At 43.9% G+C, this 14,394-nt stretch carries 9 protein-coding genes; 5 read left to right on the top strand and 4 right to left on the bottom strand.

Annotated elements, in window-relative coordinates; all coding sequences use genetic code 11:
- Nucleotides 1–35 precede the first annotated feature (35 nt).
- On the bottom strand, nt 36–842 hold the full coding sequence (locus tag C1N53_RS19660; protein WP_137760936.1) for a M57 family metalloprotease: 807 nt from the start codon (nt 840–842) through the stop codon (nt 36–38).
- 608 nt (nt 843–1,450) lie between these two features.
- Nucleotides 1,451–2,332: a YicC/YloC family endoribonuclease gene (locus tag C1N53_RS19655; RefSeq protein WP_137760935.1), complete on the bottom strand. Its 882-nt coding sequence runs from the start codon at nt 2,330–2,332 to the stop codon at nt 1,451–1,453.
- Nucleotides 2,333–2,769: 437 nt separating this feature from the next.
- Here C1N53_RS19655 and C1N53_RS19650 point away from each other — a divergent pair, with 437 nt between their 5' ends.
- Nucleotides 2,770–4,302, top strand: a complete 1,533-nt coding sequence (locus C1N53_RS19650) for a SulP family inorganic anion transporter (RefSeq protein WP_206077586.1) — start codon at nt 2,770–2,772, stop codon at nt 4,300–4,302.
- Nucleotides 4,303–4,394: 92 nt separating this feature from the next.
- Here C1N53_RS19650 and C1N53_RS19645 read toward each other — a convergent pair whose 3' ends face one another.
- Nucleotides 4,395–7,616, bottom strand: a complete 3,222-nt coding sequence (locus C1N53_RS19645) for a hypothetical protein (RefSeq protein ID WP_137760934.1) — start codon at nt 7,614–7,616, stop codon at nt 4,395–4,397.
- 30 nt (nt 7,617–7,646) lie between these two features.
- Nucleotides 7,647–8,708, bottom strand: a complete 1,062-nt coding sequence (locus C1N53_RS19640) for an FAD-binding oxidoreductase (RefSeq protein WP_137760933.1) — start codon at nt 8,706–8,708, stop codon at nt 7,647–7,649.
- 85 nt (nt 8,709–8,793) lie between these two features.
- Between C1N53_RS19640 and C1N53_RS19635 the strand changes: the two genes are divergently transcribed.
- The 4 genes from C1N53_RS19635 (at nt 8,794) to porU (ending at nt 14,383) form a co-directional block, all read left to right on the top strand.
- Nucleotides 8,794–9,429, top strand: coding sequence for an MBL fold metallo-hydrolase (locus tag C1N53_RS19635; RefSeq protein ID WP_137760932.1), 636 nt, complete (start codon nt 8,794–8,796; stop codon nt 9,427–9,429).
- 23 nt (nt 9,430–9,452) lie between these two features.
- On the top strand, nt 9,453–10,157 hold the full coding sequence (gene pssA / locus C1N53_RS19630) for a CDP-diacylglycerol--serine O-phosphatidyltransferase (protein WP_137760931.1): 705 nt from the start codon (nt 9,453–9,455) through the stop codon (nt 10,155–10,157).
- A complete protein-coding gene (locus tag C1N53_RS19625) occupies nt 10,154–10,396 on the top strand; it encodes a phosphoribosylformylglycinamidine synthase subunit PurS (protein ID WP_137760930.1) in 243 nt (80 codons plus the stop codon). Before pssA ends, C1N53_RS19625 begins: the two co-directional genes overlap by 4 nt.
- Before the next feature lie 111 nt (nt 10,397–10,507).
- Nucleotides 10,508–14,383: a type IX secretion system sortase PorU gene (gene porU / locus C1N53_RS19620; RefSeq protein WP_137760929.1), complete on the top strand. Its 3,876-nt coding sequence runs from the start codon at nt 10,508–10,510 to the stop codon at nt 14,381–14,383.
- The last annotated feature ends 11 nt before the right edge of the window (nt 14,384–14,394 follow it).

Below are 14,394 nucleotides of genomic sequence, written 5' to 3'. Positions count from 1 at the left end.
CAGGAGCAACCGCCTTTTTTGCTGTTAGAAGCCTGTTAGTACAGGTAGTTCAAAGCAATTCTGTCGTTCGCGTTAAACGGACGGTTTTGCCCTGTTGCCACACAAGCCAGCATCCAGGATGTTGCATCAGCAGTAGTTGGCGTACCCGGAATGTGTACCGCGCCAACAGAACTTGCACCTTCGTTTGTGTAAGCACCACCACAGCTATAGCTTCTGTCCATATAGTCGGTATGTCGGAAGCCGATGCAATGGCCCAACTCATGTGCCAATACAGTAGCCAGATAATTCGTACCTGGGTTTGAGCCCATATACGTAGAGTTAACCAACACCTGGTTGTAAGGGTTTCCACCAGACGGGAAGCCTGCAGAGGCCAGGTAGCTGGCATTGTTAGGCGCTTTAGTTAACAAGATGTTATAGCCGGAAGAAACACGTGCAAACCTGATCCGAAGGTTTTCGGCATTATATCTTCTAATGGCTTCATCAACAGCTGCCACATAACTTTGCGGAAGCGTGGTAGATATAGCCACGTTGATTGTACGTACAGAGCTGCCTACACTTACCAGGTTGTTGGTTCGGTATTGCTCCACCTCCCCTACACGTAGTGCCTGTGTCTCAAAATTGCTGCTTAGCTCTTTTTCAGAAATCATGATGTCTCCCTCCACCAGATAGCCACCTGCTACACGCTGCACCCCCTGGTTACTAAAGCCCATTTGTGAGATTTTGATCAGTGCCTGTTCAGAAATTTCATCTGTACTTGTTACGGCATCTTCTTCTTGCTGGCAGGAGGTAAAGCCTAGAGTTAGCGCAATAGCTGAAAGGAAAAATAAACGTTTGGTTTTCATAAAATTAGATTTTTAAATAGTTAAAAATGTGAGCTTAAAAACACAAAACATCGGTTTCCCGCAATTACAAAAGCAAAGGCAATAGTTGTTCACCAGGCGCTCGGAAGCTACTCCGGCGTCTTATACTATCAGCACCTATTGTAATGGTGGAAAATCTAAATCAACAGCAATAAGTAGCGCGCTATACTGGTTGAGGCTTTGTATAGTGCTATTTTAGCAGATAAGTTTCAAATGGAACAGGAATAAGTATGGTAAAAAGTAACATCAAAATAATGCAACTACATTGCAGTAGCACACCTGCACCGGCAGCCCCAGATGTAATTTTTAATGATCTGTTTTGCAAAATTATTCTATTTATAGTGTAGCTACTTTTTGCCCGCACTTTTAGAAACAACTATACCAAGTATAGTTAAGCCAGAAAGTAGTTAAAAGTAACATCCGACAACCCGAAAACTTTTATGAATTCTTGCTTCGACACCACGTATAGCTCTTATGTTATACACTATTCTGATGCTATACCACTGTTAACCTTATTCGGAGCATACATCAACAGCCATAAAAAAAGCAGCCCTCCTGCGAGAGCTGCTTTAGCTGTAAGCTGTATTAGCCTATAAGATATTGTTGATTTGCTCTTTTATCTTCTCCAGCTCCTCCTTCATTTCCACTACATGATGCTGTATGGTAACATCGTTGGCTTTGGAACCGATCGTATTGATTTCACGACCGATCTCCTGCGAAATAAAGCCTAGCTTTTTGCCTGTTGGCTCTGGCAGGTAAACTGTCTCGGTAAAGTAGTGTAAATGGTTTAAAAGCCTTACCTTCTCTTCTGCAATATCGAGTTTCTCCATAAAATAAATCATTTCCTGCTCAAAACGGTTCGCGTCGAAATGATCGGAGCTGGAAATATCTGCTAAATGTCCTTTTATACGTGCCCGAATCTGCTCCATACGCACCGGATCATGCTTCTCTACCTCTGCCAGCAAAATACGGATGCGGTCGATATAAGAAATAATTTCGGCTGTAAGTGCTTTGCCTTCATCCACTCTAAATGTTGTAATGCTCTCAATGGCTTCAGACAACAATGGCTGAATCAGGCTCCACTCACCTGCTCCGCTGCCACTTTCCTCCTGCTCCTGCTGCAGTACATCAGGCATTTGAAGGGCAAGGCGAAAAAGATCTGCTTTAGATGCCCCCACCATATCTGCGGCATCGCTCAGCTCCGTATAATAAGCCTGTAATAACTCTTTGTTTATATTATTCTTTGCTTTTTGGGCTTTGTTTCGGGTTAGGTCGATGTTTATGCTAACTTTTCCCCGTACTAATGCTTTTGTGACTAAATTCCTGACTTCATACTCGTGCTCTGCCAGAAAGCGCGGTAAACGCACACTCAAATCCATGCCTTTAGAATTAAGCGAACGAATCTCTACTGTGATCGAAAATTGGTCGGTATCCAGGCGGGCACTGCCAAAGCCTGTCATAGACTGTAACATAAATCTCTACTAAATGATATTTTGGCAAATTAAGTATTATTATTCACTTTTACGCAGTCGGAGCACTAAAGCCCCCAAAACTACAAGTTAATCATCGTCGTTCAACCATGAATTTTTATGCTACTCTGCACGATAAAACTAGGTGTAGTTGTTTTTCCAAAGTCTAACCGTCCCTAAGATTTTGTTGATGACATCAGCCATGGCATACTAATAATTGTTTTTAAGTTTTATAAAGAAGAGTAAGGTTTCAACCCCTGAAAAAAGCTACCTTTGCAGCTGTTATGGAAAGCCCCTTATTATTTATCGCTCTTACTCCACCCTGATCCTCACGCTCCCTGAGGCTTTTTAACCTCTTCCTTTTCCTCATTCTTATTTGAAGTATTCGCGCGTGTACAATTTTCTATTGTATACATCTTAACTATTATAGTACATTTAGTATGATTTACAGTCCTATTAACTTTAGAGAGATTAACTATAAAAATGAAATTCTCTCTGGTTTAACGGTTGCTCTGGCTTTAGTACCAGAAGCAGTAGCCTTTGCTTTTGTGGCAGGTGTAGAACCTTTAGTTGGCTTATATGCCGCCTTTATAGTTTGCTTTATTACTTCCGTTTTTGGCGGAAGACCAGGCATGATCTCTGGCGCCACCGGTGCTTTGGCCGTTGTTATGGTAAGTCTGGTTGCCACACATGGTATAGAGTACTTATTTGCAGCTGTTGTATTGATGGGGATTATCCAAATCCTTTTCGGGGTACTCCGGCTAGGTAAATTTATTCGCCTGGTACCGGAGCCTGTTATTTATGGCTTTGTAAACGGATTGGCTATCGTCATTTTTATGGCTCAATTCGGGCAGTTTAAAATACCTGCTGCCACCGGTGGTTTAGCCTGGCTTACAGGAACGCCACTCTATATTATGCTGGGATTGGTTGCGCTTACCATGTTCATCATTTTTGTATTACCAAAACTTACCAAAGCAGTGCCAGCCGCTCTTACAGCTATTGTAGTAGTTTCGGCCGTGGCTATCGGGTTTAACCTCGACACCAGAACAGTAGGCGATATGGCATCTGTGGGAGGAGGTTTACCTCAGTTTCACATTCCGATGGTACCTCTGAACCTGGAAACACTGCAGATCATTTTCCCTTACTCGCTTATTCTGGCAGGTATAGGCCTGCTGGAATCGCTGTTAACCTTAACGCTTGTCGATGAACTGACCGATACCCGCGGACGTGGCAATAAAGAAAGTATCGCACAGGGAACAGCCAATGTGGTAGCCGGCTTTTTTGGTAGCATGGGTGGTTGCGCAATGATCGGGCAAAGTATTATCAATGTTAGCTCCGGTGGCCGTACCCGTTTATCTGGAATTACTGCCGCAGTTATGCTGCTGGTATTTATTGTTTTTGCTTCCAGCCTGATCGAAATGGTACCTCTGGCCGCACTTGTAGGCCTAATGTTTATGGTAGCAATTGGCACGTTTGAATGGGCAAGCTTTAGAGTATTGCGCAGAATTCCTAAATCTGATGCTATTGTACTGGTAGCTGTAACTGTACTTACTGTCGTATTCGACCTAGCTATTGCTGTAGCCATTGGTGTTGTCATTGCTGCCCTTGTTTTTGCCTGGGACAGCGCCATCCGGATCAGAGCGCGTAAGTATGTAGATGAAAAAGGCGCAAAGCATTACGAGATATTCGGCCCGCTATTTTTTGGTTCTACCTCTACTTTCCTGGAGAAATTCGACATCGCCAACGATCCTGATGAAGTTATAGTTGATTTTAAAGAGTCGAGAGTGGTAGACCATTCTGGTATTGAAGCTTTAAATAAGCTAACGGAAAAATATTTAAATGCAGGCAAAAAACTCCATTTGCGCCACTTAAGCCCAGACTGCAGACGCTTGTTAGCCAAAGCAGGAGACATGGTAGAAGTAAATATACTAGAAGACCCACATTATGCAGTTTTGACAGACGAACTTGCATAACCAGGCTTTTACAAAAGCAGCGGCCCCGCTTACTAAAAAGTATAAGCGGGGCCGCTGCTTTTATATTATTATAAGAGAAATTACCTATGTCTTTAAAAATCGTATCCTAGCGTAACATAAAATTTAGGTCCTCTTCTTGATTCTGTGGTTACATTAAAGATGTCATCATCCTGGCTCCAGGCTACATCCAGCTTGCCATATACTCCAAAAAGACTGCTTCGCGCTCCAACACCATATCCCATCAGGAAGGGGTTCCGATAATTGATTACTGTAATTTCAAATGGGTTATTACCTGTTGTACTCTCACCACCAACTATACGGGTATTAATTGAGTTATTGCCTGAGAAAGGGTTGATACCATCGTAAGCAGATCCTGCATCAAAAAAGCCGGTAAACTGTAGGTTCCTGAAAAAGCCGGAAGGAATTGGCCCATCATATAAATACTGCACAATTGGCACCCGCAACTCAATATTGGCCAACAGGTGTTTGCTGCCGTTTCGGGCATTAAAATTAAACCCTCTCATAGGCATAATATATTCCATATACAGAAGGTCAGCTGGTCCACCAATGGTAATGTCGTTCCGCTCATTATCCTCAGCCTGGCTTGCAAACAGCCAGTTGTCCATGCCACCAATCAGATACGATTTAGGAGCATTGCCAAAGAAAGCGCCATAGCTCAGTCGTGTAGCTAATGTAATTTGGCGGTGTAGTTTCTGATACCGGCGAAAATCGAAGTAAAACTTATTAAAGTTTACGGCTGAGTTAGAGAAGCTTTTCATTGTCATTACGCCCACTTTAAAGCGGGTGCCTTCCAACATATTTACTCCTTTAACAATGCTGTTGTCGAATACCAGTTCCAGGTTACCGCCCCAGAAATTATTCACGCTGTCGGGCAGCGGGAAATTATTGATATAAGTAAAGCGGGTATTGGCAAACCGTGGCTGCGCCCTTAAGCTAGTGCTATAGGTCAGGGGATATACAAGCACGGGCGAAATCTCATTTTTGCCATACCAAACATAAGAATCAGGTAGATTGTAGTACGACCCGTAAATTACATCTCTTCTGTATTGGAAGCCCATGTTAAACCGGTGAGAGCGGTTCATATATTCACCGAATATCCGGCTGGTTTTCAGATCGGAGGTGCGCAGGAAAGCCTGCCCCCGGATAGTATGGTTTTCAAACAGGTCGCTCATGTTAACGCCGGCTACTATTCCGAAGCCGTATAGCGGGTCTGAGTAAACGGTTGTAACAATTTCCTGCACACTAAAGCGCAGATCGTAGTCAATTGGGCCAGCCATACTACTATTACCTGCACCCGAAGCTCTTCTTTGCGTAGTACCTGCATTACTATTTTGTGTCGCCTCTTGTGCCTGATCCGAATTGAACTCATAGTTCTCAATATTCACTTCTCCGTCTGTCCTCTGGGTTCTTCTTCTCCTGTTATTGTTTTCCAGTAAGCGCCTGCTGGAGTTTGCAGGATTTAGAGAAGGATTTCTGGCACGAGTTTCCAGTATGATCTGTCTGGAAGTTTTAGGTAAGGTATCAAGAGCTGTTGCCTCAAAATCAGGAAACAGGTAAACAAAGCTCTTCGCCAGGTCATTGGCTGTAACTGCCAGTGTGTTGTTTGTGGCGTTATAGTCGAAGTTTTCAATGTTCTGATAAAAGTTAGAGAACGGAACCGCTCTGCCTGTAGCCATATCATACTTAAACAAGCTCCGGATGCCGCTTTCTTCACTTACATATATAAAACCACCATCATTGGTAGCTCTTGGGCGAACTTCACTGGCTATAGAAGAGGTCAGCTGCTCCAGGTTGGCCTCACGCCCTGTTTTCTCTAATAAAAAGATATCATAGTTATTTACCACCGCCGTAAACCCGGCAGCAGTTGCTGTTGCAGTAGTATCTATCCAACGATTAGAACTAAAGGCAATCTTATTGCTATTCTTCAGGAAAACAGGATTTATATCATCAAAGATATCGTTTGTAAGCCTGTCTAAAACCCGCCCATTGCTCCTTAGCAGAAACAAGTCTGACTGGCCGTTTATAACTGCACTTACCACAATGCTTTGCCCATCTTCAGAATAACTCATATCACGCACCTGCGAAAAGTCTCCCAGGGTAGCCGCAGGCGTAGTTACTTCGTCGTAGAAAGGAATACGGGAACGCCTGTCTCTGGCACTTACCTGCCGCAGCGTCATTTTCCCTTTTTTCGCTTCTATAAAACCCAGTTCGGAGTTAGTGCGCCATGCTAATACAGGCAGCTTATAGTCTATTTGCTGGTCTACTGCTTTATAGCCACTTTTCCATACTTCACGGGTACGGCGGCTCTTCACATCCTGCACAATAATTTTATAGCTTCCTTCATCGTTTTCAGCATAAGCAAGCAGGGTACCTGCCGGGTTTAAAACAGGTTCTGTATAATGATGGTTTTTCTTATTCTGGTTAAAGAGCTTGTTGTTTTCAGGTAAGGAAACCAGGGGGTTGTTAGCTCTATTGTTGATCTGCATGTAATAGTTGTACCAATCCTGCTGAAATCTTTTGTAAGGAATATTCAGGCTACTGGTAATCCCTATTTCTACATCTCGTGTGATACGGGTGAGGTTTAGTATATTCTGAATAGAGGTATAGCCGTAACGCTCTGCAATATAATTCCAGATAGCGTGCCCTGCCAAACCCTGGTTCATCTTTACGAGCTGCTCAGATCCGTTCTTAGGATCTTTAACAAGCATATCCCGCACGAAATTATCCATTGGCAAACTCCAGCCTTCTGCTGTATAGGCTGCCACACCACTGATAAACCAATCCGGCAGCTTTAACAGATAGCTGCTTTGCAGCGCCTCCTTTAAGCTACCGCCATACATCATGTCGTTTAACAGCAGTTCTGTTAAGCCATAGCTTAAATCACGCTTAAAATCAGTTTGAGTACCATTAAAAGCCAGTTCGATCTTGTTCTTCAGAAAAAGAGTTTCTCCTCCGGTTTCAAACTGATCGCTGTTGAGGCCAATGTTACTTTGCTTCAGGTCTGTGGCTGAATTGTAGAGAATGAGAGTAACTTTAGAGTAAGGATAGTATCCTATAAAGCTGGTAATGCGCTTTAGCTCCTGCTCGGCATAAGCTGAAGCATTTTTGGCCGCCTGCTCCCCATCCTGATAGAAGTACACATTAAAGTTCTGGGTGCTGTAAAGCTTCCAATCGAAGTTTTTGAATTGGATCCGGCTTCTGCCGAATGTATCGTTGTTGGGTTGTGCCTGCAGAGTAAAACCCGACAGCCAGCAAAGCATTAGCATCAACGATAACTTCGTAGTAAAACGCATGCGTCTGGATTTATTTTTGTAGTGTTATTTCTATTCGTAATATAACGATAAATATCGTGAAATATTTACTCCAGGCAGCAATTCTGCCTGACCGGCCAGGTAAGCTGCATAATGATCTGCCAGATATGGCGCCATCATAACCCCCTTAGAGCCCATGCCATTAAAAATACTCAGTTGTGCATGCTCCGGATGAACCCCCACCAAAGGTCTCCTGTCCCGCACCGCCGGCCTGATACCCGCCCAATGCTCCAGTACACTATACGTATGGGAGGTTATCTGTTCAAAGCGCTCCGTCAGTTCCTGCTCCCCTTCTCTGCTCACCTGCTCATCAGGCTGACGCCAGTTGTAAGTTGCGCCTATTTTAAATCTGCCTTCCCCTACGGGAACAACGTAAACTGCTTTATTGTAGATACATTCAGGAGCAAAATTGTCTGCTTTTACTTCTAAGACTTCTCCTTTGGTAGGTTGTAAAGGTAGCCATTTAAAGTAAGGATTATGTATAACCTGGTAGCCCTCACAAAATACCAGGTGCTTTGCCACCAGGTGCTTATACCTGACTCCCTCCTTATCGAGCTGCAGATGTGTCATTTCAAAACGTTCAGGCAAAAGCAAGCCAAGCTCCTGAAGTTCCTGTGCCAGCAAAAACAGCATCTCCGATACTTGTAAATATCCTCCTCTCCCGATCATGATTCCTCCATTCTCATCGTGCACTGCTGGCTCTCCCTTGCTTTGGGTATAAGTATCCTGGATATAATCGCCCCATCCTCCTCCGGCACTTTTAGCCATCCAGTTATTCTGCTCTTCAATAGATGAGAATATTTTATAAATCGGCTTATGATAAAATAATGGTTTCTGAAACCGCCTCTCCAGCTCATCATAAAAAGCATCTGCAAACGGAATAAACTCATCTGCCATCCAAGACTTTGCAAATCGTTTACCTGCCAGCGGGTTCAGCAGCCCCGCCGCTACATTGGAAGCAGAATTAGGTTTAGGTTCATCTATAACCATTACCTGATGCCCCTTCTTACGTAAGGTATAAGCCAGAATTGCTCCGGCCAGGCCATGGCCAACAACTATAAAATCATAAATCATAAGGGCAATTTACGACAAGTACGCCTTTAATTTGTAACTTCGAAGCTGATTTTGTCAGTTTGCCTGGTGAATAAATATCATAGCTATGAAAGTGACCTGCCTAACTTTTAACCCATTTCAGGAAAATACCTACCTACTCCACGACGACTCAAAAGAATGTGTAGTAGTAGACCCAGGCTGCTACGAAAAGCACGAGCAGGAAGAGCTGAAACAATACATTGAGGCGCAAGGGCTTCGGGTAGTAAAGCTGCTTAACACGCACTGCCACATAGACCATGTACTGGGTAACCACTTTGTAGCACAAGCTTATAACGTTGCGCTGGAGATACACCAGGACGACCTGCAAACACTACGGGCAGTGCCGGCTTATGCACCGGCTTATGGCTTTCCGATGTACCAGGAAGAATTACCTGCTTCTCATCTGAAAGAAGGCGACACAGTAAAATTCGGTACTACCGAACTTCAGGTTCTCTTTACGCCAGGCCACGCTCCGGGACACGTTGTATTTTATAATGCAAAAGAGAAAATATGCATCGGCGGCGATGTTCTCTTCCAGAACAGTATAGGTCGAACCGACCTGCCCGGCGGAGATTTTAACACTCTCATTCAGAGTATCCGCACAAAGCTGTTTACCTTGCCTGAAGAGGTAACTGTTTACCCTGGCCATGGCCCTGAAACAACAATCGGGCACGAGAAAAAATATAACCCATTTTTACGGTAATTAAACCGTTGCTATACCCTTTCATGAAAAAGCACATACCAAACGCAATCACATGCCTTAACCTGCTCTCAGGGTGCCTGGCTCTTTATTACGCATTTGGAGGAAAACTGACCTATGCAGCCTACATGGTGGTGATTGCAGCAATTTTTGACTTTTTAGATGGTATGATTGCCCGGGTTATAAAAGCTTATTCAGAAATTGGAAAGCAGTTGGATTCTCTGGCCGATATGGTATCTTTTGGTGTGGTACCAGGTGTTATTATGTTTGGCTTACTGTCTCAGTCAGGGGCGTCTTTTTTTGGTATTCCCGCAACTATACTGCCTTTCTCCGGATTCATCATCACTGTATTTTCAGCCTTAAGATTAGCTAAATTTAATATAGATACACGCCAGGCCGAATCGTTTATAGGAGTACCTACGCCAGCCTGTACCATGTTTATTGCTTCGCTTCCGCTTATACTGGCTACTTCGGGTTTTTTGTACGAAGATATAATTCTGAACCCTTACTTTTTGCTGGCCGTTACTTTTATTTTTTCGTTTTTGCTGATAGCAGAGCTGCCTTTATTTGCTCTTAAGTTCAAGAACCTGACCTGGAAAGACAACTCTATCCGCTTTATTTTTCTTGGAATTTCGGTAATCTTACTAGCGCTTGTTAAATTCGCAGCTGTACCACTAATTATAGTACTTTACATACTTTTATCGATCGTTAAAAGAACATCACATTCATGATATTTACTGCCGCCACTGATATGATGCTTCGTCCTGAGTTAGTAGACCTGCAAAGAAAAGCAGTGCTGCCGGGTCTGGGGCATCTTGGGCTTAACCAGGCAGACGATGTACGCATTGGCAAGCTCAGCAACATGCAGCTTGAGGCAGAGAATGAAGAAATAAGCAGAGATAAAATCTCTAACAAACTTTTAGCTAATCTTATTATGGAGTCTTTTACTTATGAGCTTAGGCAGCGCTAAGTAATGCAGGCATCCCACAATAACTTAAGGCTTTATCAGTTAAATTAGCGTAATGCTGTGTTTAAAATTTAAATCTGCAACAGCAACACACTACTATCACTCAGCATTATTATGAGGCCTTTCCGACTTCTTTACATATGCATATGGCTGCAGGGTATGCTGGCTGTAGGGGCAAAGGCACAAGGTCAGGCTTCCTCAAACGTAGTAGCATTGAACTGGAATAGCTACGAAACCGTTCTGCCAAGCCAAAATTTTCCCTCAGGCAAAATTCCGTCTTTTTCCGGTGCCAGCATAGATGCTACCTCACAGCTCCCATACTACAAGCTCCAACTGCCAGGCATCAGTATAAACGATTTTCAGATAACGGCACCTATCTATGAGCCACTGTCTGCCGACGACCAGAAGCTATATGCAGATGCTGCAATCAGTTCTGAACCCGCCGTTACTATCAATAACAGCAGGCAAAATAAGGTACCTGTGAGCTTGATCTCAGTTATTCCTCTGCGCCGAAACCCACAATCAGGCCAGGTAGAAAAACTGGTGAGCTTCAGCTATACCTATATCACACCGAGCCAGACGGTGCAAAGCCTCCGGCGCGATAACACAAGTAATATTAAAAACACCTCGGCCCTTAGCTCAGGCGAATGGTATAAAATAGGCGTAACGGCATCTGGCATTCATAAAATAGACAAAACCACCCTGCAGGCGCTGGGGCTTAACACCCAAAGCCTGGACCCCAGAACCATTCAACTTTATGGGAACGGTGGCGGTATGCTGCCGCAGAAGAACAGCGATACCAGAATAGATGACCTGGCCGAAAACGCGATTTTTGTTAACGGAGAATCAGATGGCCGCTTCGACGACAGCGACTATATTTTATTTTATGCACAAGGGCCGCATACCTGGAGCTATGATGCCAGCCAAAGCACGTTCTCGCATCAATATAATGTTTATTCTGATACCTCTTTTTACTTTATAAGAGTAGGCGGCGCTACTGCCGGAATGCGGATAAGTACACGTGGTCAGTCTGCTGGCAGCAACCAGACGATTACGAGCTACGATGAACGATTCTTTCATGAGAGAGACATCAACAAAGGGCTGATACCATCCGGCAGAGAGTGGTATGGCGAAGAATTTAATTTCTTTACCGCTTCCCGTGAGGTCACTTTTCCTGTTACAGATGTTGTACCTGGTTCCACGATCAGGTATAAAGCAGCCATGATGGCAAATGCACCAACCGCTACATCATACACGCATACGCTCAACACACACACTTTAGGCACACAGAGCATTGGCGGCAGGGGCACCTACGACTATCACCCGGAGGGAATAGAGAACATCCGTTCTTTTACGGTTGCACAGCAGGCACTGGGAAACTTTTCAGAACTAAAAGCTAACATTAGTCTCAACTCATCCGGCAGTAGTTCTGCACTTGGTTACATAAACTACCTTGAGCTGCATGTGCAAAGGCTTTTAAAACTGTACGGTAACCAGACCGCCTTCAGGTCCATAGCAAGTCTGGCAGCGGCTAACACTACGTTTCAAATAGATGCACCAGCAAGTGCTGTTGTATGGGATGTGACAAATCACCTGCAACCTGTTGTGCAGGCAACCCAATCAGTAAATGGCCTTAGCTTTAGCACCTCCACCACTACTTTACGCGAATTCGTGGTTTTTCAGAATGGTACCGGCATCAGGCCTATTGCTTTAGGCAAGTTGCAAAACCAAAATCTGCATGCCCTGAACCTGAACGGAGATCTAGATTTTGTTATTGTTACACATCCGCTGTTCCTGCAGGAAGCCACCAGGCTGGCCCGGCACCGGGAGCAGCACAGCAATCTGAAAACCGTAGTGGTAACAACAAGGGAGATCTATAACGAATTTTCTTCCGGAGCACAAGATGTGACAGCGATCCGTGATTTTATGCGCATGATTCACCGCCGCAGTCGTAAATCAAGAGACGAGATACTATACCTGTTGCTCTTTGGCGATACCTCATACGATTTTAAAAACAGGATTCCGAACAATACAAATTTCATTCCTGCTTACCAGTCACGGCAATCTCTGCACCCCATTACCAGCTATTCATCCGAAGACTACTATGGCTTTTTAGATGATGATGAAGGAGAATGGGCTGAAGATAATTCTGGCGATCACTTGCTGGATATAGGTGTAGGGCGTTTGCCTGTAAAGTCCTCTGCCGAAGCTGCCACTATAGTTGATAAAATAATAGCCTACGAAAGTCCGTCTCATTTTGGCAAATGGCGGAACCAGATTACTTTCATAGCCGACGATGGCGACGGGAATGAACACCAGGACGATGCTGAGTTCTTGGCTAATTACATAGAGCAGGAGCATCCGGCTTATAATAATAACAAGGTTTACCTCGACCTGTTCCGCCAGGTAGTCGTTTCAAACGGTCAACGTTCTCCTGAGGCTTCCGCAGCAGTAGACAAGGCGGCAGAGCAAGGCTCTCTGATTATGAACTATACGGGCCACGGAAATGAAACCTGGCTAGCTTCAGAACAGCTTTTAACCCTGCCACAAATCACCAGCTGGCGCAACAAAGATAAGCTTACTTTTATGCTTACAGCTACCTGCGAATTTGGCCGCTACGATAATCCGGCACGTGTATCAGGCGCAGAAATAGCTTTGTTACACAAACAGGGAGGTGCAGTAGGATTGATAGCCACGACACGTCCTGTGTACTCGAACGGTAACCGTGTATTAAACCGCAACTTCTTTCAGAGTGCATTTACACCTATAAATGGCCGCATGCCACGGCTTGGGGATCTGGTACAGCAGACCAAAAATAAAAGCATAACCGATAATGTCAGCGGTTCAAGAGGAGTAAACAACAGAAACTTCACCTTGCTGGCTGACCCATCTATGCAATTAGCTTATCCTACCTACCAGGCCCAGGTTACTCGTATTACGAATGCTGCAGATGTAGCCACCGATACACTAAGTGCCTTGGGTAAGATAACGATAGAAGGTCAAATTGTTTCTGCATCAGGAGTGAAAGCAGATAACTTCGATGGCAACATTCATTTAACAGTATACGAAAAGCAAACCACTTTAAACACACTAGGCGACGAGGACTCTAAGATTGTGCCTGTAAAACTGCGGGAGAATATTATATACGATGGACAAGCCTCTGTTAAAAATGGTATTTACAATATTTCGTTTGTTGTACCTAAAGACATTGCGTATAACTATGGTGCAGGGAAAATAAGCTTGTATGCCAATAGCCAAACACAGGATGCTTTAGGAGCTACAACGTCAATAACTATAGGTGGAACAGCTAAAAATGTACCGGCAGATAATACGCCCCCTACAATTGAGTTATTTATGAATGATGAGTCTTTTGTGTTTGGTGGGCACACAGGCAGAAATCCTGTTTTGCTGGCTAAGTTTTACGATGAAAACGGTATAAACACTGCTGGTTTAGGTATAGGGCACGAAATTACCGGCACACTTAACGATAACCGCGACAATCCTCTTATCCTGAACGACTATTATACTGCAGACGTAGATAGCTATCAGTCAGGAAAATTGAATTATAATTTTAAAGACCTCGAAGATGGGCTGCATACTATTAAAGTAAAAGCCTGGGATACGCATAATAATTCTACTGAGGAATATATAGAGTTTTTTGTATCAAATGACGCGAAAATTGCGTTAGAGCACTTATTGAATTATCCTAACCCGTTTTCGAACAAAACGACTTTTCATTTTGATCATAACAGGGCAGGCGAAGACCTTGATATTCAGATTCAGATTTACACTATTTCTGGCAAATTGATTAAAACACTAGAAACAACAAGCTTCAGTAGCAAAAGCCACGTAGCAGATTTAACCTGGGATGGACGCGATGAATACAATGATGTGATTGCTCGTGGCGTTTACATTTATAAGGTAAATGTCCGCTCTCACCAGGATGGCTCTAAAATCTCTAAATTTGAGAAACTCGTAATATTAAACTAAATTATTTTCCC

The organism is Pontibacter sp. SGAir0037 (genome assembly GCF_005491705.1).
In the GTDB taxonomy this organism is placed as follows: Bacteria; Bacteroidota; Bacteroidia; order Cytophagales; family Hymenobacteraceae; genus Pontibacter.
The sequence above is the reverse complement of the archived record's forward strand: the minus strand, read 5'-3'. Positions and strand labels throughout refer to the sequence as shown.

Coding starts and splice junctions, on each gene's coding strand:
- C1N53_RS19660 (WP_137760936.1), bottom strand. CDS start 842: ATGAAAACCAAACGTTTATTTTTCCTTTCAGCTATTGCGCTAACTCTA.
- C1N53_RS19655 (WP_137760935.1), bottom strand. CDS start 2,332: ATGTTACAGTCTATGACAGGCTTTGGCAGTGCCCGCCTGGATACCGAC.
- C1N53_RS19650 (WP_206077586.1), top strand. CDS start 2,770: ATGATTTACAGTCCTATTAACTTTAGAGAGATTAACTATAAAAATGAA.
- C1N53_RS19635 (WP_137760932.1), top strand. CDS start 8,794: ATGAAAGTGACCTGCCTAACTTTTAACCCATTTCAGGAAAATACCTAC.
- C1N53_RS19640 (WP_137760933.1), bottom strand. CDS start 8,708: ATGATTTATGATTTTATAGTTGTTGGCCATGGCCTGGCCGGAGCAATT.
- C1N53_RS19645 (WP_137760934.1), bottom strand. CDS start 7,616: ATGCGTTTTACTACGAAGTTATCGTTGATGCTAATGCTTTGCTGGCTG.
- pssA (WP_137760931.1), top strand. CDS start 9,453: ATGAAAAAGCACATACCAAACGCAATCACATGCCTTAACCTGCTCTCA.
- C1N53_RS19625 (WP_137760930.1), top strand. CDS start 10,154: ATGATATTTACTGCCGCCACTGATATGATGCTTCGTCCTGAGTTAGTA.
- porU (WP_137760929.1), top strand. CDS start 10,508: ATGAGGCCTTTCCGACTTCTTTACATATGCATATGGCTGCAGGGTATG.